Genomic DNA, 21287 nt, shown 5'->3' with positions numbered 1-21287 from the left:
CTCCTGGGGGCGGGCGAAAACCCATTCTAGGCACGGATTGGCGCCCGGGTCATCCTCCCAAACGCTCGGAGCCGCCGCGTTTTGCCGCCACGACCTCCCGCGAACGCAGGCCCCAGCGCCACAAGCGCTCGGACGGCAGGGGCAATACGAGGAACCAGTGTTCGAGGATGGCCAGCGACATCAGCGTTCCCGCGAAGGTCAGCGCCGTCGAGTCGAAGGCGCTCACGCCGTCGGCCAGCGCGCCTTCCCACAACAGCACGGCGAGCCAGGTCGAGGCCATGACCGACACCGGGAACAGCGAGTTCATCGGCTTGCGGGTGAAGTAGGTGTGCAGGTACTGGAGGTGCGCCGGCAGGAATTCCTCGTTCAGGTTCCGCACGCCGAGGAACACATTGAGCTTCGCGCTCTGGCGCATCACCCACAGGATCGCGAAGGTGAAGATGCCGGTGGGGTTGCTGCCGTTCCAGGTCAGGCCGAAGACGGCCACGCCCAGCGCGATGAGCGCGAATTCGTGGTGCAGCAGCGTCTGCAGCGCAAAGCCGGCCCGGCGCCATCGGCGCGCGTCCGGCGGGCAGGGCGTGCGTCTCGGCCCGGTGACGAAGCCGAGCAGGAACGCGACTTCCTGCCAGGCCCACACCACGAGCGCAAAGGTGAAGGCCAGGTACGAGCCTGTGATGCGCATGTCGTTGCGGGTGGCGTGCAGCCCGATCAGCGCCAGCGCGAGCAGCAGCGTGGCCACGGACATCGTCCAGGGGTAGGTCCAGCGCGGCAGGCCGTTGAGATAGAGGATCACGCCGGTGCTGAACCACCACACGAACAAGGTGTAGAGGATCGGCAGCAGGTACTGCGACATCGGCGCCATGCCAGGCTCGCGGCGGTGGGCACGCCTCGCCTACCAGGTCGGCGCCACGCGGACGTCGGCCGGCAGGGCGTTCGGCCGTGCGGGGAGGAAGTACAGCCGGGCGAAGGCAAAGGCGGCCGCCGCGCCCAGGCCGGCGCGACGGAGCGTGCCGCCGAGCCCGCCGCGTGCCTTCGCGGCCTCGGCGGCCACCGAGATCCGGCGCAGCCTTTCGAGGCCGGCGCGGAAGGCGGGCGCATCGAGGTCGAGCGTGAGCGGGAACACCTGGCGCGTGATCTCCGAGGTGATCCGGAACACCGTGAAGTCGTAGGCGGTCGGGTCCAGCCCCATCGCCGCATGCATCTCGGGCCGCTGGTGGTCCCGCACGTACATGGTGGCGAAGACCGCGAGCACGAAGAAGCGGATCCACAGCTTGTTGGCGCCCCGCAGGAGGTGCGGATTCGCGCGCAGCAGCAGCGCGAAGGCCTCGCCATGCCTGAACTCGTCGTTGCACCAGCGTTCGAACCAGCGAAAGATCGGATGAAAGCACAGTTCGGGATGCCGCTCGACCTGGCGGTAGATCGCGATGTAGCGCGCGTAGCCGATCTTTTCCGACAGGTAGGTCGCGTAGAAGATGAACTTCGGCTTGAAGTAGGTGTACTTCTTCGCCCGCGCGAGGAAGCCCAGGTCGACGCCGATGCCGAAGTCCTTGAGCCACTGGTTGATGAAGCCCGCATGCCGGCTCTCGTCGCGGGCCATGTAGCCGAAGAGTTCCTTCACGTCGGGATTGGTCGCGTGCTTCCTGATCTCGGCGTAGAGCACGCAGCCCGAGAACTCGGAAGTGATCGAGCTGACGAGGAAATCGGAGAACTCCTTGTAGAGCGGGCCCGGCAGTTGCGAAAAGTTGCCGGCCATTTCGGCCGGGCGCTGGAAGTGGTCGGTGTTGCTGTCCGCCTCGAATTCCGCCATCAGCGCGCGCCACTGCGGGCGGATGGCGTCGACGTCGATGCGGTCCATCGCCGCGAAGTCCGTCGTGTAGAAGCGCGGCGTCAGCACCGTGTCCTGCAGTGCCGTCTCGGTGGAGGAATTGCGCGCGGTGGATGCAAGCGTGGACATGAGTGCCTCTTTCGGTGAACGGGACCTACCGTCCCTCGGGCGCATCGCGCATCAGGCCGGCGAACACGGCCGCGTTGGTCGGGCCGAACGAGCCCAGGTCGACCCGGCGCCCCGTGGCCGGGTCTTCGAGCGTGAGCTTGCCGTCCGCGCGGCCGACCATTCGGAAGGGGATCTCCGCTCCGATGCCGCGGCGATGGCGTTCGCGCGCCAGTCCGCGCATGGTTCCGCGCAGAAAGCCGTTCGTCTCTGGCGCGACGCTGTGGACCGGGCGTCCGCTGCGTGCGTCGAGCACGGTGATGCCGCCATCCGGTCGGTCCTCGAAACGGAACTCGCGCACGCTCACGGCTTCAGCATCTGCCACGTGCACGACGCCAATGCCGGTCAGGCGCACGAAGCTCACCGCGAACAGCGCGGCCAGCACGAGTGCGCCGAGCGCACCCATCACGCCCGCCGGCAGCGGATCGCGGGGGTTCGATGGCTTCATGGCGGAGTCCTCAGGCAGCCAGCACTTCGCCGGGCTTGGCTTCGAGCTCGCGCCGGCCCGATGCCTCTTCGGCTGCCGCCGGAATGGCGCGTCTCGTCATGCCGGCCGAATCGGCCAGCGCGGCGGCAAGAACGGCGGCCACTGCGCGTGCGTCCGGCAGCGCCCGCAGCATCGGTTCCGTGCGCTTGATCTTCCAGGGCCGCACATGCGGCCAGAGGTGCGCATAGGCGATCCGGTCGCTGCTGCCCAGCGCGAGTGCGATGTCGCCGCTGCCGTCGGCGTTCGGGTGCAGCGCGGCCGCTTCGATCGCACGGTAGGGAAGGTTGAAGGTGATGGTGAGAACGATGCCCACGCGCATCACGACCCGTCGGTCGGTGATGGTGTAGACGCTGGTGCGTGCCGTCAGCCAGGCCAGCAGGCCGACAGTGGCCAGCGCGGCCAGGGCCAGCGGCAGCAGCCACAGGACGGACACCAGCGCATCGATGGCGCTTCCGCCGTTCGACAGCGTATGGGCGCCGCGCCAGGCCAGCAACACCGCGAAATAGGTCGCCAGCCCGCGCATGTGCAGCGCGCCGCGCGCCATGGGCAGCCAGTCGGGCGATCCTTGCCATAGCAGGCGCTCGTTGGCAGGCAGTGGTTCGGGCAGGCCGTAGGCGGGCTCGAAGTCATGGTCGTCTTTCATGGCACCCCCTGGTCAGAGCAGCGGCTCCTGGCGGGCGGGCGTCGCGTAAAGCGTGCCGCCGCCGAAGTAGGCGACGATCCGGTCTTCCTCGAGCAGCGTCACCTGGTTCGCATCGCGGGTGGCCGGCACTTGAGCGAAGTGCAGGCCCAGAATGGATCGCACGCGCACGCCCTGCCGGTCGAACTTGCAGAAGTTCATCGGCACCAGCACGTTGCGCAGGCCGTCCGGCCCATGCACTTCGACCTCCAGGTAACGGAACACCGCTTCCGCGCGGTCGACCCAGATGTCGACGACCTCGCCGCCGAGCACGCCGTCGTGCCCGACGACCGGCTTGCCGATCGGATTGGGATCCTTTCTCGACACGCCGTAGCCGGGCGCGACGCGCAACGGGACGATGCGCGCATCGCCGTCGATCGTGGTGTCCGCGATATCCGCGCGCTGCGCCCACGCGCCCGGGCCGACACCGTCGAGCATCGCATTGCCGGTGGGCTCCAGCGGCGCGCCGAGGAATGCGCCGATCGGCTCGGCGGCCAGTTCCGCTTCCTGTCGCAGGAAGTTCGGCGCGGTGACGATTCGGCCGTCGCGCAACAGGAAGGTCTTGGGTGCCGGCACGGGCGGGAAGCCCTGCACGTGGACGCGGCCCGACCGGTCGTTTTCAAGCGGGTAGCCCTCGCGCTTGTTCTCGCGGTGGAGGTAGTAGATGAGTCCCGCAAAGAAGGCCCAGAAGACATAGAGCACTATCTGCGCGACGTCGATGTAGCCGGTGATCGCTCCGTTTCCCATGCTGGCTCTCCTGTGTCTTGTGGTGGTGATGAAGCGGCCGTGAAGCGCTCGGCCTCTCAGCCCGGGAACTCGGCAAGGCCGAACTTGCCCGCGGACGGCTGCGACGAAGGGGGCCTGCGTGCCTTGCGCACCAGAGGGCCGATGGCCATCAGCGTGCCGAACAGCAGCAGGATCTCGAGGTAATAGACGAAGCTGTAGCCGATGGAGGGCCCGCTTACCGCAGGGCCGAGCGCGCCCTGCGCGGCGAGCCAGGACACGCCGTCCCGCAGCCCGCCGCCCAGGCCGATCGCCAGGCCGCCGGCCGACGCCTGCACCGCGCCCCACGCCCCGAGCGCGAGGCCGCTCTTGACGCCGTTCTCGAGGTTCATGGCGGCAGTGAGCGTCGCGACCGAGAACAGCCCGCCGCAGAAGCCGATCAGCGAGGCGCCGAGGCGGAACACGAGCGGGGAACCCAGGGGGTCGGCGAAGATCACGGCCGCGAACGCGAAGATCCCCAGCAGGGCGCCGATGGCCGCGAGGCGATGCTCGTCGCCGCCGTGGTGGAACCACCGTGCCGCGAGCACGAAGGCCGCCAGCGCACCGCAGGCCATCATGGCCGTCAGCGTGGTGGTCGATGCCACCGCCATGTGCATCACTTGGCCGCCATACGGCTCCAGCAGGATGTCCTGCATGCTGAAGCCGGCAGTGCCGAGGCCCACGGCCACCAGCAGGCGGGCGGAGCGTCCGCCTCGCACGAAGGCGCGCCAGGATTCGCGGAACGACGGAGGCGGTTCGCCGGGCACATGGGCAGTGCGCCGCGGATCGCGCGCTTCCTGTTTCCAGAGCGCGATCAGGTTCAGGACCATCGTCAGCAGCGCGGCCCCCTGCACCACCTGGATGAGTTTCACCTGCTTGAAGTCCGCGAGCAGGGCGCCGAAGCCGAGCGCGGCGACCATCGTGCCGAGCAGGAGCATCACGTAGAGCAGCGCCACCACCCGCGACCGGTTCTCGGGCGTGGCCAGGTCGGTCGCCAGCGCCAGTCCGGCGGTCTGCGTCGTGTGGAGTCCGGCGCCGACGAGCAGGAAGGCCAGCGCGGCGCCGACGTGCCCGTACACCGCCGGGCCGTTCGAATCGCCGGACAGCACGATGAGCGCGAAGGGCATGATCGCGAGGCCGCCGAACTGGAGCAGCGTTCCCATCCAGATGTAGGGCACGCGCTTCCAGCCGAGCGCCGAGCGGTGGTTGTCGGAGCGGAAGCCCACCAGCGCGCGGAAGGGGGCGAACAGCAGCGGCAGCGCGACCATCAGCGATACCAGCCAGGCCGGTACGTCGAGCTCGACGATCATCACGCGGTTCAGCGTGCCATTGAGCAGCGCCAGCGCCATGCCGACACTCACCTGGAACAGCGAGAGCCGCAGCAGCCGGCCGAGTGGCAGCTCCTGCGTCGCCACGTCGGCGAAGGGCAGGAAGCGCGTCGCGACGAGTGCCCACTTGCGCGCCAGGCTGTTGTTGATCCGGATGACGGGGTTCATCGCCGGCTCACTTCCACGGCTTGCGAGGTGTAGAAGCCGCCGGCGATGCGCTGTGTGCGCACCGGATGCCAGTCCGCGAGCAGGGGATCGCGCGCCAGCAGGTCGAACAGGGCCTTCTGCGCCACCGGCTCGATCCAGGGCGCGCGGTTGGCCTCGGGAAACATGCGGCCGACCGCGCGCATGGCGACCAGCGCGGGATTGCGGGGCGCGAAGGTGAAGAGGATGGAGCGTTCGGCGCGCTGTGCGAGGCCGGCGATCGCGTGCACGGCGTCCCGCGTGCGGTAGTGGATCAGCGAATCCATGCCGACGATGTAGTCGAAGCGTCCGAGCGCCGGGTCGAGCATGTCGCCGGCGACGAATTCGACCGTGCCGCGGCTCCAGCGCGCGGCCGGGTCTTGCATCCGGCGATCGCGCGCGAGCTGCACGAGCGTGGGCGACAGGTCGACCGCCACCACGGTGGCGCCGCGCCGCGCCGCTTCGGAGGCCAGCGCGCCGGTGCCGCAGCCCGCGTCGAGCAGGCGGAAGCCGTCGAGCCGGCTCGGCAGCCATGCGAGCAGGGTCTCGCGCATGCGCTCGCGACCTGCGCGCACGCTGGCGCGTATGCGGCCCACCGGCGCATCCGACGTCAGCCGCGCCCAGGCCTCGGCGGCGGTGCGGTCGAAGTAGGTCTGGATCTGGCCTCTTCGCTCAAGGTAGTTCAGGGGTGTCATGGCAGGTACTCCCATGTCAGTCTTCCAGCCGCGCTATCGCGTGGCCCGCGACGCATGAAACACGCGCCTTCAGTTGCCGGGGATACCGCGGAACCGGCTTCGCCGGGCCGCTGGTATCGCCCCCTCGAGGAGGAGGCATCGCAGGCGCTTCGGGGGTGTGTTCCATCTCAGTCGAAACCCAGAAGGTCGAAGATGTCGCGGTCCTTCATGGCGACCGCTTGCAGTGGTTCGGCGCCGAGCCACAAGGCGGCGGCAAGGCGCATGTATTCGTTCTGGACCGCCTCCAACTCGGGCGAGGGTTCCATCTCGAACAAGGTCGACTTCTTCAGCCGGCTGCGGCGGATCACGTCGAGGTCGGGGAAGTGGGCCATCAGCCGCAGGCCGATCCGCTCGTTGAAGCGGTCGATCTGGTCGGTCTCGCGGCTGCGGTTGGCGATCACGCCGCCGAGGCGCACGGCGTAGTTCTTGGACTTCGCGCCGATGGCCTGCACGATGCGGTTCATCGCGAAGATCGAGTCGAAGTCGTTGGCCGTGACGATCAACGCACGGTCCGCATGCTGCAGCGGCGCTGCGAAGCCGCCGCAGACCACGTCGCCCAGCACGTCGAAGATCACCACGTCGGTTTCGTCGAGCAGGTGGTGCTCCTTCAGCAGCTTCACGGTCTGCCCGACCACGTAGCCGCCGCAGCCGGTCCCCGCGGGCGGCCCGCCGGCCTCGACGCACAGGACGCCGTTGTAGCCGGGGAAGACGAAGTCCTCCACCCGCAGTTCCTCGGCGTGAAAGTCCACCGTCTCCAGCACGTCGATCACGGTGGGCATCAGCTTCTTGGTGAGGGTGAAGGTCGAGTCGTGCTTGGGGTCGCAGCCGATCTGCAGCACGCGCTTTCCCAGCTTCGAGAAAGCGACCGAGAGGTTGCTGGAGGTCGTGCTCTTGCCGATGCCGCCCTTGCCATAGATGGCGAAGACCTTGGCGTTGCCGATCTTCAGCGCGGGGTCGAGCTGGACCTGTACGCTGCCCTCGCCGTCGGTGCGCGCGGCCGGGCGCGGCCCGGGGCGCTTGATGTCCGGGAAGGGCACGGTCACGGTGGTCATGCGGCGGCTCCTTCGCAGATGCCTTCGAGTCGGTCCTCGAGTTCCTCGCCGGCGCGCCGCAGCGCGTCCAGCATGGTGGCGTCCGGTTTCCAGAATTGCCTGTCGGAGGCTTCGAGCAACCGGCTGGCGACGCGTGCCGATGCGGTGGGATTGAGCGTCGCAAGGCGTTCGCGCATGGCAGGGTCGAGAACGAAGGTCTCGCTCAGGCGCTGGTACACCCAGGGCTGGACCTGGCTCGTGGTGGCCGACCAGCCCATCGTGTTGGTCACGTGCACTTCGATCTGACGCACGCCTTCGTAGCCGTGCTGGAGCATGCCCTCGTACCACTTCGGATTGAGCGTGCGCGTGCGCGTCTCCAGCGCCACCTGTTCGGCGAGCGTGCGCACCGTGCCGCCGCCGCCGTCGAGCGTCTGGTCGCCGATGTAGACCGGCGCGACGCTGGCGTCCGGGCCCTTGGCACGGCGGATGGCCCGGCTGATGCCGCCCAGGGTGTCGAAGTAGGTGTCGATGGTGGTTACGCCCAACTCTACGGAGTCGAGGTTCTGGTAGGCCAGCTCCACCCCCGCGAGCACGCTCTGCAGCAGTTCAGTGCGCTGCAGCGGTCGGCCCGCGCGGCCGTAGGCGAATCCCTTGCGGCGCGTGTAGGTCTCCGCGATCTCGTCGCCGTCGTCCCAGCGGCTGCTGTCGACGAGGTTGTTGACGTTGGCGCCGTAGGCACCTTCGGCATTGCCGAACACGCGCAGCGAAGCGGTCTCGAGGTCGCTGCCGTGCGCGACCTGGTACTCCAGGGCATGGCGCCGGATCGAATTCTGTTCCAGGGGCTCGTCGGCGCTCGCCGCAAGGAACGCCGCTTCGGCCAGCAGCTTGATCTGAAGCGGCAACAGGTCGCGGAAGATGCCCGACAGCGTGATCACCACGTCGATCCTCGGGCGCGCGAGTTCTGTCAGCGGAATCAGTTCCGCGCCCGCAAGGCGGCCATAGCCGTCGAAGCGCGGCCGCGCGCCCATCAGCGCGAGCGCCTGCCCGATCGGTCCGCCTTCGCTCTTCAGGTTGTCGCTGCCCCAGAGGACCAGGGCGATCGACTCGGGAAGCGCATGCCCGTCCGCCATGTGCCGTTGCAACAGGCGCTCTGCCTGGCGAGCACCGTCCTTGAGCGCATAGGCGCTCGGAATGCGGAAGGGGTCGAAGCCGTGCAGGTTTCGTCCGGTTGGCAGGATGGCCGGCGTCCGCAGGAGGTCGCCGCCGGGGGCCGGGCGCACGAACCTGCCGTCGAGCGCGCGCAGGATGCCGTCGATCTCGCTGTCGGCGGCGAGCAGGGGCGCGACCCTGGCGAGCTCGCGCAGCACGGCCAGCGTCTCGGCGGGCGATACGGCGTCATGCCCTTCCAACGCCCGCTCGGGCGTGAGGCCGGCCGCCAGCCGCTCGACCATCGTGCGCGGCAACCGAGCGCCGTGGGAGGCTTCGGCCAGCGAGGCGAGCAGATCGACGCGCTGCGCCTCGGTGGGAGCTTCGCCCACCACGTGGAGACCGAAGGGGATCAGCGTGTATTCGAGCTCGAGCACCGCGCCGCTCAACGCCGCGATGCGCATCGGCGCTTCCTTGCCCCACGGGGGTTCCGGCGACGCAAGGTCGAGCACCGACGCCTGGGCCTGGATCATCTGCGACAGCTCTTCGCCTTCGCTCAGCGCCGTCGGTTCCAGACCCCGGTAGCGCGCGAGCGTCTCCTTCAGGTCGACCAGGCCCTTGTAGAGCCCGGCCTGCGCGACCGGCGGCGTGAGGTAGCTGATCAGCGTGGCCGCCGCACGCCGCTTGGCGATGGCGCCCTCGGACGGATTGTTCGACGCGTAGAGATAGAAGTTCGGCAGGTCGGCGATGAGCCGGTCGGGCCAGCAGCGCGCCCCCATGCCGTTCTGCTTGCCCGGCATGAACTCCAGCGCGCCGTGTGTGCCGAAATGCAGCACCGCATGCGCGCCGAAATCCTCCCGGATCCATCGGTAGAAGGCCGAGAAGGCGTGCGTGGGCGCGAAGCCCTTCTCGAACAGCAGGCGCATCGGGTCGCCTTCGTAGCCGAAGGCCGGCTGGATGCCGACGAACAGGTTGCCGAAACGTGCCCCCAGCACGAACAGGTGGCCGCCGTCGCTCTGCTGCCGCCCGGGCGCCGGGCCCCACTGCGCCTCGATCTCCCTGAGGTACCGCTCGCGCCGCACGTGCTCGTCGGTGGCGATGCGCGCGTGCACGTTGGCCATCGCGCCGAAGCGGGCCGCATTGCCAACGATCAGGCGCTCGCGCAGGGCATCGACATCGGCGGGCAACTCGATGGCATAGCCCTCGCGCTGCATCGCCTTCATGGTGTTGAAGAGCGACTCGAACACCGAGAGGTAGGCCGCGGTGCCTGTGTTTCCGGCGTTGGGCGGGAAATTGAAGATCACCGCCGCGATCTTTCGCTGCGCGCGACTCGCACGCCGGAGATCCGCCAGCATGCCCACGCGTGCGGCCAGCGCGTCGGCACGCTCGATGCAGCTGTGCATGTCGTGCACGCCAGCCTCGTTCTGGAAGGTGCAGGCATGCGCGCAGCCCGTGCAGGCGATGTGCGAACCGCTCCCACGGCCGCCGAACACCATCGGGCCGGTGGCGCCATCGAGTTCCGGGATCGCGATCATCATGGTCGCTTCGACCGGCAGCAGGCCGCGCGATGAGCCGCCCCATTGATCGAGCGTCTGGAACTCCACGGGCGTGACGGCCAGGTAGGGCACATCGAGCTTCGCGAGGATGTCCTCGGCCGCCTTGGCGTCGTTGTAGGCCGGCCCGCCGACGAGCGAGAACCCGGTGAGCGACACCATGGCGTCGATCGCGGGCCGTCCGTCGCGCAGGAAGAAGGCTTCGACGGCGGGGCGCGCATCGAGGCCGGTGGCGAAGGCCGGGATCACGCGCAGGCCCCTTGCTTCCATCGCCGTGATGACGCCGTCGTAGTGCGCGGTGTTGCCCGCCAGCAGGTACGAGCGCATCAGCAGCAGCCCCACCGTGCCGCGCTGACCGCTGAGCGCGACCTTCGGCAGGGCGTCGGCGCTGCAGGCCATGCGTCGTTTCATGCGCGGGTGGTAGACACCGACCTCCGGATACTCCACGGGCTCGCAGGTCCTGGCGACGCCGCGCAGCACGCGGCGCGGTCCGTCGGCATAGCGGTCCACGAGGAAATGGACCATGTGGGCGATGTTGTCCTCGGAGCCCGCCAGCCAGTACTGCAGGGTCAGGAAATAGGCCCTCACGTCCTGCGCCGTGCCGGGAACGAAGCGCAGGATCTTCGGCAGTCGGCGCAGGGTCCGCATCTGTCGCGCACCGGCCGTGGTGCGTGCACCGGCATCGGCCCCGTCCGCGGGCTTGCCGCGCAGGCGCTTGAGAAAGGCCAGGGGGCCGGTGGTCGGGGCCGCCATGTCGAACCTGCCCATGCGCGTCAGGCCGGTCACCTCGGAAGCCGACATCGCGCAGACCATCGCGTCGCAGTGCGCGCGCCGTGCGCGCAGCGCTGCGAGCACAGGCTGGAAGTGGTCTTCCATGAAGAGCATGGTCGCAATGACGATGTCGCCGCGCGCGATGTCGTCGAGGCATCGCGCAAGGGCCTGCGGGTCATCGCCCCACTCGGCCGCCGCGTGCACGCTGAGCTGGAGCCCCGGGAACGTCTTGGCCACGGTGCGGTGGGCGCGTTCGGTGGCACTCGCCAGGTGGCTGTCCATCGTGACGATGACCACGCGGACGGCGCAGCGACGGTCGCTGCGTTCAACGGCTGAAGTGGGCTTTGGCGTCATAAAGCGTCTCGAGGGTGATCAGCGACACGCCGTGGTCCTGCGCGTAGCGCTCGGTGTTGCGGCGCGCCTTTCCGCGCACGAAGAACGGGACCTTGTGCAACTCCCGCTCGGCCTCGGTCGCCCAGGCCGACACGACGATGGGCGATGCGTCGGGCGTCGCCCGCGGCGTCGTCGCGCCGCCGAGATGCGAGGGAGCGGCGTCCTCGTGGAACTCCGGGTCGCCCCTGAACATGCCGATCAGGTGTTCCTCCAGGCCCATCATGAGCGGATGGACCCAGGTGTCGAAGAGCACGTTGGCGCCTTCGAATCCCATCTGCGGGGAAAAGCGCGCCGGGTAGTCCTGTACGTGGGCGGGGGCCGAGATGACGGCGCAGGGCAGGCCCAGGCGCTTAGCGATGTGGCGCTCCATCTGCGTGCCGAGCACGAGCTCCGGCTGCAGCTCCGCGATGGCGGCCTCGATCTCGAGGTAGTCGTCGCTGATCAGCGGCGCAATGCCATAGAGCGCGGCCGCCTCCCGCAGTTCGCGCGCGAACTCGCGGCTGTAGGTGCCCAGGCCCACCACGGTGAAACCGAGTTCGGTCGATGCGACACGCGCCGCGGCCACCGCGTGCGTGGCATCGCCGAAGATGAAGACGCGCTTGCCCGTGAGGTAGGTCGAGTCCACGGAGCGCGCGTACCAGCGCGAGCGTGACTGCGCATCGGCGAGCGCCTGCGGCGCGTCGATGCCCGCAAGCCCTGCCGCCTCGGTGATGAAGTCGCGCGTGGCTGCCGCGCCGATGGGGACGGTGTGCGTCCAAGGCTGGCCGAAGCTGCGCTCCAGCCATCGGGCCGCGACGGCCGCGATCTCGGGATAGAGAACGACATTGAAGTCCGCCTCGCCAAGATGGGCCAGATCCTCGGATGAGGCGCCCAGCGGCGCGACCACGCGGACGGCAATGCCGAGCGAGGCCAGCAGGTGGCGAATCTCGTCGACATCGTCGCGGTGCCGAAAGCCGAGCGCCGTCGGGCCGAGGATGTTGCAGCTCGCGGGCTCTTTCGGGGCGCGCGGGCTGCGGGGCGTCCCCGGCGCGGGCACGCAAGGGCCGGCCAGGGCGCGCACCATCTGGTAGAAGGTCTCGGAGGCGCCCCAGTTCTCCTTGCGCTGGTAGGAGGGCAGTTCCAGCGCGACAACCGGAACCGGCAGGCCCAGCGCCCGCGCGAGGCCGCCAGGGTCGTCCTGGATCAGCTCGGCGGTGCAGGATGCGCCGACCATCATCGCCCGCGGCCTGAAGCGCTCGAAGGCGTCCCGCGCGGCCACCTTGAAGAGCTCGGCCGTATCGCCGCCGAGATCGCGCGCCTGGAAGGTGGTGTAGGTCACGGGCGGGCGCCGCGGGAGCCTTTCGATCATCGTGAACAGCAGGTCGGCATAGGTGTCGCCCTGCGGCGCGTGCAGCACGTAGTGCACGTCCGTCATGGAAGTGGCGATGCGCATCGCACCGACATGCGGCGGGCCTTCGTACGTCCAGAGGGTGAGTTGCATGGCGGCCTCTTGCGGTGACGTTTAGGCCGCCAGTCGCAGGCGTCGAAGCAGCGGCCGGACGAACAGCTCGGCCAGGTCGGCGGCCTGCTCGTAGCCCTGGATGGGTGTGAACACCAGCTCGATCGACCATTTCGTCGTGATGCCTTCGGCTTCGAGCGGATTGGCCAGCCCGAGTCCGCAGACGACGATGTCGGGCTGCATCTCCCGGCATCGATCGAGCTGGCGATCCACATGCTGCCCTTCGGACAGGAGGGTGCCGGATGGAAGCAGGGCCAGTTCCTGCGCCAGGTGCTGGCGGTGGAGGTAAGGCGAGCCGACCTCGGCGAGCGTCATGCCCAGTTCGCGTGCGAGGAAGCGTGCGATGGGGACTTCGAGTTGCGAGTCCGGAAAGAAGAACACCCGCTTGCCGCAAAGCTGGCTGCGATGCCGCGCCAGCGCCTGTGTCGCGCGTTTGCGCGCAGGCGCCGTCACCTGCGCGAAACGGGCAGGCGTGACGCCGAAGGCATCGGCCGCCGCACGCAGCCACTGCGTCGTGCCTTCCACGCCCAGAGGGAAGAGCGCAGGCAGCCGGACCGCACCGCGGTCCTCCAACCTGCGGGCGGTATCGGCCAGGAAGGGCTGCGCGAGGAGGAAGCGCGTGTTCGGTCCCACGCAGGGCAGCGCATCCGCACGACGCGGCGGCAGGAATCGCACGGGCCCCACGCCCAGTTGCTCGAAGAGGCGCGCCACCTGGTCCTCCACCACGTCGGCCAGCGTGCCCACCACCAGCAGCGACGGCACGGGCTGCGCGCCCTCGGCGGGCAACGCGGGCACCAGCGATGCGAGGCAGGCATCCTCGCCCTGCGTGAAAGTCGTCTCGATGCCGCTCCCGGAGTAGCTCAGTACCCGCACGCGCGGCGCAAAGCTGGCCGACAGCCGCGCGGCGGCCCGCGACAGGTCGAGCTTGATCACTTCGGAAGGGCAGGAGCCCACGAGGAACAGCATCCGGATGTCGGGCCGGCGGTCGAGCAGCCGCGCCACGACGCGGTCGAGTTCCGCATTGACGTCGGCCAGGCCCGCGAGATCGCGCTCGTCGATGATTGCGGTGGCGAAGCGCGGTTCCGCGAAGATCATCACGCCGGCCGCCGACTGGATCAGGTGCGCGCAGGTTCGCGAACCGACCACCAGGAAGAACGCATCCTGCACCTTGCGGTGAAGCCAGATGATGCCGGTGAGACCACAGAACACTTCGCGCTGGCCCCGTTCGCGCAGCACCGGTGCGTCGCTGCAGCCCGGGTCCGCAGCCTCGCGGATGGGAATCACGCCGGTCCCGCGGCCGTGCGCGGGCAGGGCCCGATCGCTCATAAGGCAACCTCCGCGCGTCGTGCTGCGGTGCGAGCCACCTTCGGAGCGGCCGGGCGGGGGCTCATGCGGCCGCTCCCAGCCTGGCGGCGCGCAACTTCAGCAGGAACTGCGTCGCGTTGACGACGTAGCTCGCATAGGCCGCGAGCGCCAGGTACATCAGCGCGCGATCCGCCAGCGCGCCGGTGCCGAGGGCCACGAGGTAGGCGGTGTGCAGCGCCAGCACCAGCATGCTGAAAACGTCCTCCCAGTAGAAGGCCGGCGCAAAGAGGTACTGGCCGAACACCGCCTTTTCCCAGAGGCAGCCGGTGAGCATGATCGCGTAGAGGGCCAGCGTCTTCACGACCACCGAGCTCACTGCCGCGATGTGACCGTCGCCCGTGATGAGGAAGCGCAGCACCAGCACCAGGCTCACCGCGAAGATCAGGAACTGGACCGGCGCCAGCACGCCCTGCACCAGCGTCCATCCCGAGGCGTCGCGGCGCAGCCGTTGCGCAGGGGTATAGAGCGGCTTGGCAGCGTGCGACCGCCCGGTACTCCGTTCGCCGAATCTGCTGAGGGGCGTACTGCTCATGGCGCCAATCTAGAGCGTCGCAGACAAAGTGTCAACTGAAGTGGACGTAAATAAAAATTGACAGTCGGCCGACACGAGAAGATCATTCCGCCCGATCCGTGATCGTCGACTCATCCTTTCGTAGCCATGCAGGACCCGCACGACTCAGCCGCCCGTCCGGCCCGGGACACCAGTACCCGGCGCGATGCGCCGGGGCCGTGCAACGTGCTCCCCTTCTCCAGGCACAAGGATCCCGCCGGACGCCTCGGCACTGTGCAGGTCCAGCCGGAAGAATCCCGGGTCGACAGCGCAGGTTTCGTGCGTCATGATGCGCAGCCGCCCCACACGGCGAACAAGCCGGCTCCCGCGGCAAGACCAGGCACTCGAAGAGACAGCCCTGAGAGGAGACATGCCATGCCACGATTGGCGCGCGAAGCGTTAGGTATCGATGGTTCGAACCAGCAGGCCTCGGGGTCTGGCGCATGGGCTCCGACGCAGCCGGCGACGGCCGACTGGAACCACGCGCCGAACGACCGAATCGCAGCCGAGGACCGGCAGAACCGGCTGACCCGGACTTTGGAAAACGACATCATCCCGCGGCTCGTCAAGGTGCATCGCGCCGTTCCCGCGGCGCCGGCCCCGGACGAGGGCGCCTTGGCGCCACCCACGGCGCGGGACGTCGAGAAATTCGTGCAGCTGGTCCTCGCGCGCGAGCACGTGCCTGCGCAGGCCTTCATCGAACTGCTGGTGCAGAACGGCGTCTCGGTCGAGACGATCTACCTCGATCTCCTGGCGCCGGCGGCGCAGCACCTGAACTATCTCTGGACGCAGGATCTCTGCGAATTCACCCAGGTCACGCTGGGCCTGGCGCACCTGCAGCGGCTGACCCACGAGTTGAGCCCCGGCATGGCCGGCGAGCGGCGGTATCGCGGCAACGCCAGGCGGGTGCTCCTGGTGCCCGCTCGCGGCGAGCAGCAGACCTTCGGGCTGTCGATGGTTGCCGAGTTCTTCCACCATGCGGGCTGGGACGTGGAATGCGGCGGTGCCTCGTCGCAGCTGGACGCCGTCGACATCGTGCGAACCGAGTGGTTCGACATCCTGGGGCTGTCGGCCGGCAGCGAGTCCCGGCTCGACAGCCTGCGCGGTTGCGTCCGCGAAGTGCGCGGCGCCTCGCGCAACAAACGCATCGGCGTGCTCGTCGGCGGCCCGATTTTTGCGGGCCATCCCGAGCGTGTAAAGTTCGTCGGCGCCGATGCCAGCGGGCTCGACGGAAAGCAGGCACCCGCCCATGCCGACCGGCTGATGGCACTGCGCGCCCAAAGCCATTGAACGAAGAGCAAAAACCAGAAGGCCATCCTTGATCAACCATGCGAGAACTGCTTTGCGGCCATGAAGAGTTTTGCGGCCCCCGCCAAGCACCTGAATGATTTGGATGCCGGCGCAGTCGGCCAACTGATCGCCGCCGCGGCGGATGTCGTCCTGGTACTGGATGCGGACGGTGTGGTCCGTGACCTGGCGCTCGGCGGTTCCGGCCTCGACAAGGAGGGCTTCGAGGACTGGATCGGCAAACCCTGGCTCCAGACCGTCCCCAAGGAATCCCGCGCGAAGGCCGAAGCGCTGCTGCGCGACGCCGAGGAGCAGGGCGCGCTCGCGTGGCGCCAGCTCAGCCATCGCACCGGCAAGGGCCACGACCTGCCGCTGGCCAGCGCGGCCGTCAAGCTGCGCGGCAGCGCGCGCTACCGCACCGTGGGCCGCATGGTGGTGTTCAGTCGCGACTTGCGCGGCATGACCGCGCTGCAGCAGAGCGTGGTCAATGCCCAGCAGGAATCCCTGCACGACCAGTGGAAGCTGCGGGACGCGCAATCCCGCTACCGGCAACTGTTCCAGGCGGTCTCCGATGCCGTGCTGATCATCGATGCAGCCACCCAGAAGATCGTCGAAGCCAATCCCGCCTCGGTGCAACTGTTCGGCGACAACGTGCGCAAGCTGGTCGGCGCGACCTTCCCGATCGGGCTGGACGCGCGCAGCGCCGGCGCCGTGCAGTCGATGCTGGCGGGCCTGCGCTCGGCGGGCCGTGCTGACGACATTCGCGCGCATGTCGCCGACGGCGGCGGGGAGGTGACGGTGTCGGGCTCCGTGTTCCGGCAGGAGAACGGCGTGCTGCTGGTCGTGCGCCTGTCGCGGGTGGCGACCGGCTCGGTCTCCCCCGATCGCGCCAATGCGAATGCGGTGCTGCTCAAGCTCGTGCAGAACGCGCCGGATTGCGTGGTCGTGACCGACATCAACGGCCAGATCATTTCGGCGAACGACGCCTTCGTGGAACTGGTGCAGCTCGCCAACGAGGACCAGGTGCGCGGCGAATCGCTCGGGCGCTGGGTCGGCCGTACCGGCGTGGAGTTGAGTGTGCTCATCTCGACGCTGCGGCAGCGTGGCTCGCTGCGCCTCTTTCCGACCAGCCTGCGATGCGAGCACGGGCTGGTCACGGATGTCGAGATTTCCGCGGCGCTGGTGCGGGACGACGACGAGGCGTACCTCGGCTTCACCATCCGCGACGTGAGCCGGCGCCAGGGCACCGACTTGCGCACGGCCAGGGAGCTGCCGCGTTCGGCGGGACAACTCTCGGAACTGGTCGGACGGGTGCCGATGAAGGACATCGTGGGCGAGACCACCGACCTGATCGAGCAACTCTGCATCGAGGCCGCGCTCGACCTCACGCGCGACAACCGCGCTGCGGCGGCGGAGATGCTGGGCATGTCCCGGCAGAGCCTCTACGTCAAGCTGCGTCGGTACGGCCTCGGCGAAGTCGCGACCGAGGGCGAGAAGCAGTAGAGGGCGCGCGGCCGCTGCCGGCCCCGCCTGAAGTGTAAATCGTAATTGACAGTCCAGTGTGTCACGAGACACACTGGTGGACATGGCACGCCCAGCCTTGTCAGCGGTCGCCGAGCTTCTCAAGCCGATCACCTGGTTCCCGCCCATGTGGGCGTTCGCCTGTGGCGTCGTGGCTTCGGGCGTCGGGGTGCGCGAGAACTGGGCACTGGCCCTCGCCGGCATCGTGCTGGCCGGCCCCCTGGTATGCGCGAGCAGCCAGGCGGCGAACGACTGGTTCGACCGGCATGTGGACGCCATCAACGAGCCGCAGCGGCCGATCCCTTCGGGGCGCATGCCGGGCCGCTGGGGCCTGTACGTCGCCCTGGCGTGGACCCTGATCTCGCTCGCCTGGGCGCTCGTCCTCGGGCCGTGGGCCTTCGGTGCCGCGATCGCGGGCCTGCTGCTGGCATGGGCGTACAGCGCGCCGCCGATGCGGCTCAAGCAGAACGGCTGGTGGGGCAATGCCGCCTGCGGGCTGTGCTACGAGGGCTTGGCCTGGGCAACGGGCGCCGCGGTCATGGCGGGAGGTGCAATGCCCGGCGGCCGCTCGCTTTTGCTCGCGGCGCTCTACAGCATCGGCGCGCACGGCATCATGACGCTGAACGACTTCAAGGCCGTCGAGGGCGACCGCCGCATGGGCGTGCGCTCGCTGCCGGTCCAGCTCGGCGTGCAGAGGGCGGGGCGCGTCGCCTGCTGGTTCATGGTGGTGCCGCAGTGGGTGGTGGTGCTGCTGCTCGTGCACTGGGACCGGCCGGGCCATGCGGTCGCGGTGGCGCTTCTGGTGGTGCTCCAGCTCGTGCTCATGGACCGCTTCCTCGAAAGCGTGAGCCAGCGGGCGATCTGGTACAGCGGCTTCGGCGTGCCCGTGTTCGTGAGCGGGATGATGATCAGCGCCTTTGCATTGCGCAGCGGCGGAGGAGTGGCATGAAGCGCTTCGGGTGGCCGGACATCCTGCGCCTCGGGCTGGTGCAGGCCTCGCTCGGTGCGGTGGTGGTCCTCACCACCTCGACGCTGAACCGGATCATGGTCGTCGAACTCGCCTTGCCCGCGCTGCTGCCGGGCGTGCTGGTCGGCCTTCATTACCTCGTGCAGGTGGCGCGCCCGCGCATGGGGCATGGTTCGGACATGGGGCGGCGGCGCACGCCGTGGATCGTCGGTGGCATGGCCGTGCTTGCCGCAGGGGGTGTGGGTGCGTCACTGGCCACGGCATGGATGGGTGTTCATCCCGCGGCCGGCATGGCCGCCGCGGTGATTGCCTTTGCGCTGGTCGGCCTGGGCGTGAGCGCCAGCGGCACCTCGCTGCTGGTGCTGCTGGCCCAGCGCGTGGAGGCCTCGCAGCGCGCGTCCGCGGCGACCGTGGTGTGGCTGATGATGATCGCGGGATTTGCCGTGACCTCCGGGCTCGCGGGCACGCTGCTCGATCCCTATTCGCCGGCGCGCCTCGTCGCCGTGACATCGGGTGTCTCGATGCTCGCGCTCGCCATCACCTGCGTGGCGATGCGTGGGTTGGAGCGTGCGACGGCGCAGGCGCCGTCCGAGGCGCAGCCGTCCGCGCGTGCGGCGAAGGTTCCGTTCCGGGAGGCACTCCGGCAGGTGTGGGCGGAGCCGACCGCGCGCCGCTTCACGATCTTCGTCTTCGTCTCGATGGTGGCGTACAGCGCGCAGGACCTTATCCTCGAACCCTTCGCAGGATCGGTGCTCGGGTTCACGCCGGGCGAGTCGACCCGGCTGTCCGGCACGCAGCACGGCGGCGTCCTGCTCGGCATGCTGCTGGCTGCAGCCGCCGGACGTGGTGCTGGCGGCCGGCGCTTCGGCACGCTGCGGGCCTGGCAGGTCGGCGGTTGCCTGGCTTCCACACTGGCCTTGCTGGGCCTGGTCGCGGCCGGCCTGATCGGGCCGCAGTGGCCCTTCAAGGCCAACGTTTTCGCGCTCGGCGTGGCGAACGGCGCGTTCTCGATCGCGGCCATCGCATCGATGATGAAGCTCGCGGGCGAGGGCAGCCAGGCGCGCGAGGGCGTGCGGATGGGGCTGTGGGGCGCCGCCCAGGCCACGGCCTTCGGACTCGGGGGTCTGGTCGGGACGGCGGCGAGCGATCTCTCGCATGCGCTGATCGGCTCATCCGACCTGGCCTATGCGGTGGTCTTCGGCTGCGAAGCGGGCTTGTTCGTCGCGGCGGCGTGGCTGGCTGCGGGCACAAGCCGCATCGCAGGACCTGCGCGCGCCGATCCCCTGAACGCCGGTGTCGCCGGTGCCGAAGCGAGGTGAGCACCATGCCTTCATCGCCTGAAATCTTCGACGTGGTCGTGATCGGCGGCGGCCCGGCCGGTGCGACCGCGGCCCGGGACCTTGCCGCGCGCGGACGATCCGTGCTGCTCCTCGACCGCGCCGGCCGCGCCAAGCCCTGCGGCGGTGCGATTCCGCCGCGCCTCGTCAAGGACTTCGCGATTCCCGAGGAACTGATCGTGGCCAGGGCGAGATGCGCGCGCATGGTGGCGCCGAGCGACAAGCGCGTCGACATTCCGATCGACGATGGCTTCGTCGGCATGGTCGATCGCGAGCGCTTCGACGAATGGCTGCGGCAACGCGCGGCGGGCAGCGGGGCCGTGCGTCGCAGCGGCAGCTTCGAGCGGCTGTCGCGGGACGCGGACGGCGTGGCCGTCGTGCACTACCTTGCGCGCAGCGGTGGCCGCCATGGTGCACCGGAAGCGGCCTGCGTCCGCGCGCGCAGCATCATCGGCGCCGACGGCGCACGCTCGCGCGTGGCGGCGCAAGCGATTCCGGGCGGGAAGGCCACGCGCTACGTCTTCGCCTACCACGAGATCCTCAAGGCCCCCGCGTCGAAGCCCCCCGGCTACGACGCATCGCGATGCGACGTCTACTACCAGGGCGCAGTCTCGCCGGATTTCTACGGCTGGATCTTTCCGCACGGCGACACGCTCAGCGTCGGCACCGGCAGCGCGGACAAGGGCTTCTCGCTGCGCAGCGCCGTCGGCAGCCTTCGCGCGAAAGCGGGGATCGCGGACTGCGAGACCCTGCGCCGCGAGGGCGCCCCGCTGCCGATGAAGCCCTTGCGGCGCTGGGACAACGGGCGCGACGTCGTGCTCGCCGGCGATGCCGCAGGTGTCGTCGCACCGGCTTCGGGCGAGGGCATCTACTACGCGATGGTCGGCGGCGTGTTGGCGGCCGATGCGGTCGAACAACTGCTCCAGGGCGGCCATGCCCGCTGCCTCAAGCGCGTGCGCAAGCGCTTCATGGCGGCGCATGGCACGGTCTTCAGGGTGCTGGGCATCATGCAATGGTTCTGGTACTCGACAGATCGGCGGCGCGAGCGCTTCGTCAAGATCTGCGAGGACCGCGATGTGCAGCAGCTGACCTTCGAGTCGTACATGAACAAGGAACTCACGCGCAGGAAGCCGATGGCCCATGTGCGGATCTTCTTCAAGGACATGGCGCATCTGCTGGGCATGGCGCGTGTATGAACGGGGTGTCGCGACGTTCGCGCCTCTGGAAGCCGATGCTCGTCGCGGCCGGCGCGGCGGTGTTCGTTGCCGTCCTCGGCGCCCTGATGACCGACCTCGGGCCCTGGTACCGCAGCCTGCGTCAGCCGGCATGGAAACCGCCCGACTCGGCCTTCGGACCGGTGTGGACGGTGATCTTCGCGCTGGCCGCGGCGGCCGGCGTCATCGGATGGCGACACGCGCCTTCGCGTGCCGATCGCGAGCGCATGTTGCTGCTGTTTTCCCTCAACGGCTGCCTCAACGTGTTCTGGAGCCTGCTCTATTTCCGCCTGCATCGCCCGGATTGGGCGCTGTTCGAGGTGCCCTTTCTCTGGCTCTCGATCGTCGCGCTGATCGTGCTGCTGGCGCGTTTCTCGCGCGCGGCGGCGTGGTTGCTCGCGCCGTACCTTGCGTGGGTGACGGTCGCCGCGCTGCTCAACCTGCAGACCGTCCGGCTCAATGGGCCCTTCGGCGGCGCATGAGGTCAGCGT

Annotated in this window: 18 protein-coding genes; 6 read left to right on the top strand and 12 right to left on the bottom strand. The window is 69.1% G+C overall.

From position 1 onward, the window contains the following. Positions 1 to 49 precede the first annotated feature (49 nt). The 12 genes from puhE to bchF form a co-directional block, all read right to left on the bottom strand. On the bottom strand, positions 50 to 862 hold the full coding sequence (puhE, locus tag ACSFBL_RS02010; protein ID WP_435514062.1) for a putative photosynthetic complex assembly protein PuhE: 813 nt from the start codon (positions 860 to 862) through the stop codon (positions 50 to 52). Between the two features lie 30 nt (positions 863 to 892). Next, positions 893 to 1954, bottom strand: coding sequence for a magnesium-protoporphyrin IX monomethyl ester (oxidative) cyclase (gene acsF, locus ACSFBL_RS02005; RefSeq protein ID WP_435514061.1), 1062 nt, complete (start codon positions 1952 to 1954; stop codon positions 893 to 895). A gap of 25 nt (positions 1955 to 1979) precedes the next feature. After that, entirely contained in the window at positions 1980 to 2438 is a 459-nt protein-coding gene (puhC, locus tag ACSFBL_RS02000) for a photosynthetic complex assembly protein PuhC (protein ID WP_435514060.1), read from the bottom strand. 10 nt (positions 2439 to 2448) lie between these two features. Continuing rightward, a complete protein-coding gene (gene puhB / locus ACSFBL_RS01995; protein WP_435514059.1) occupies positions 2449 to 3120 on the bottom strand; it encodes a photosynthetic complex putative assembly protein PuhB in 672 nt (223 codons plus the stop codon). Between the two features lie 12 nt (positions 3121 to 3132). Further along, on the bottom strand, positions 3133 to 3903 hold the full coding sequence (puhA, locus tag ACSFBL_RS01990) for a photosynthetic reaction center subunit H (protein ID WP_435514058.1): 771 nt from the start codon (positions 3901 to 3903) through the stop codon (positions 3133 to 3135). A 56-nt stretch (positions 3904 to 3959) separates the two neighbouring features. Continuing rightward, positions 3960 to 5414: a BCD family MFS transporter gene (locus ACSFBL_RS01985; RefSeq protein WP_435514057.1), complete on the bottom strand. Its 1455-nt coding sequence runs from the start codon at positions 5412 to 5414 to the stop codon at positions 3960 to 3962. Next, positions 5411 to 6124 (bottom strand): magnesium protoporphyrin IX methyltransferase, encoded by a 714-nt coding sequence (gene bchM / locus ACSFBL_RS01980; protein WP_435514056.1) that lies wholly within the window; start codon positions 6122 to 6124, stop codon positions 5411 to 5413. Before bchM ends, ACSFBL_RS01985 begins: the two co-directional genes overlap by 4 nt. Before the next feature lie 167 nt (positions 6125 to 6291). Next, on the bottom strand, positions 6292 to 7215 hold the full coding sequence (gene bchL, locus ACSFBL_RS01975) for a ferredoxin:protochlorophyllide reductase (ATP-dependent) iron-sulfur ATP-binding protein (protein ID WP_435514055.1): 924 nt from the start codon (positions 7213 to 7215) through the stop codon (positions 6292 to 6294). Further along, positions 7212 to 11018 (bottom strand): magnesium chelatase subunit H, encoded by a 3807-nt coding sequence (locus tag ACSFBL_RS01970; RefSeq protein WP_435514054.1) that lies wholly within the window; start codon positions 11016 to 11018, stop codon positions 7212 to 7214. The genes bchL and ACSFBL_RS01970 overlap by 4 nt, the downstream gene beginning before the upstream one ends. Further along, entirely contained in the window at positions 10990 to 12537 is a 1548-nt protein-coding gene (bchB, locus tag ACSFBL_RS01965; RefSeq protein WP_435514053.1) for a ferredoxin:protochlorophyllide reductase (ATP-dependent) subunit B, read from the bottom strand. The genes ACSFBL_RS01970 and bchB overlap by 29 nt, the downstream gene beginning before the upstream one ends. 21 nt (positions 12538 to 12558) lie before the next feature. Continuing rightward, on the bottom strand, positions 12559 to 13881 hold the full coding sequence (locus tag ACSFBL_RS01960) for a ferredoxin:protochlorophyllide reductase (ATP-dependent) subunit N (protein ID WP_435514052.1): 1323 nt from the start codon (positions 13879 to 13881) through the stop codon (positions 12559 to 12561). 61 nt (positions 13882 to 13942) lie between these two features. Continuing rightward, positions 13943 to 14452, bottom strand: coding sequence for a 2-vinyl bacteriochlorophyllide hydratase (bchF, locus tag ACSFBL_RS01955; RefSeq protein ID WP_435514051.1), 510 nt, complete (start codon positions 14450 to 14452; stop codon positions 13943 to 13945). A gap of 393 nt (positions 14453 to 14845) precedes the next feature. Here bchF and ACSFBL_RS01950 point away from each other — a divergent pair, with 393 nt between their 5' ends. From ACSFBL_RS01950 to ACSFBL_RS01925, 6 genes are all read left to right on the top strand, one after another. Continuing rightward, positions 14846 to 15760 carry a cobalamin B12-binding domain-containing protein gene (locus ACSFBL_RS01950; RefSeq protein ID WP_435514050.1) on the top strand — a complete coding sequence of 305 codons (915 nt, stop codon included), beginning with the start codon at positions 14846 to 14848 and terminating at the stop codon, positions 15758 to 15760. 60 nt (positions 15761 to 15820) lie between these two features. Next, on the top strand, positions 15821 to 17260 hold the full coding sequence (gene ppsR / locus ACSFBL_RS01945) for a transcriptional regulator PpsR (protein ID WP_435514049.1): 1440 nt from the start codon (positions 15821 to 15823) through the stop codon (positions 17258 to 17260). A gap of 82 nt (positions 17261 to 17342) precedes the next feature. Further along, the gene (gene chlG, locus ACSFBL_RS01940; protein WP_435514048.1) at positions 17343 to 18227 is read left to right on the top strand and encodes a chlorophyll synthase ChlG; all 885 of its coding nucleotides are present in this window, start codon (positions 17343 to 17345) and stop codon (positions 18225 to 18227) included. After that, complete coding sequence (locus ACSFBL_RS01935) at positions 18224 to 19564, top strand: BCD family MFS transporter (protein WP_435514047.1); 1341 nt, start codon at positions 18224 to 18226, stop codon at positions 19562 to 19564. Before chlG ends, ACSFBL_RS01935 begins: the two co-directional genes overlap by 4 nt. Before the next feature lie 5 nt (positions 19565 to 19569). After that, positions 19570 to 20778, top strand: a complete 1209-nt coding sequence (locus tag ACSFBL_RS01930) for a geranylgeranyl diphosphate reductase (protein ID WP_435514046.1) — start codon at positions 19570 to 19572, stop codon at positions 20776 to 20778. Next, positions 20775 to 21278 (top strand): TspO/MBR family protein, encoded by a 504-nt coding sequence (locus tag ACSFBL_RS01925; RefSeq protein WP_435514045.1) that lies wholly within the window; start codon positions 20775 to 20777, stop codon positions 21276 to 21278. The genes ACSFBL_RS01930 and ACSFBL_RS01925 overlap by 4 nt, the downstream gene beginning before the upstream one ends. The last annotated feature ends 9 nt before the right edge of the window (positions 21279 to 21287 follow it).

Origin of the sequence: Variovorax glacialis, from assembly GCF_051216375.1 — a bacterium.
Classification (GTDB): domain Bacteria; phylum Pseudomonadota; class Gammaproteobacteria; order Burkholderiales; family Burkholderiaceae_C; genus Variovorax.
Note: the sequence above shows the minus strand (reverse complement) of the source record. Positions and strands in the feature narration are given on the sequence as shown.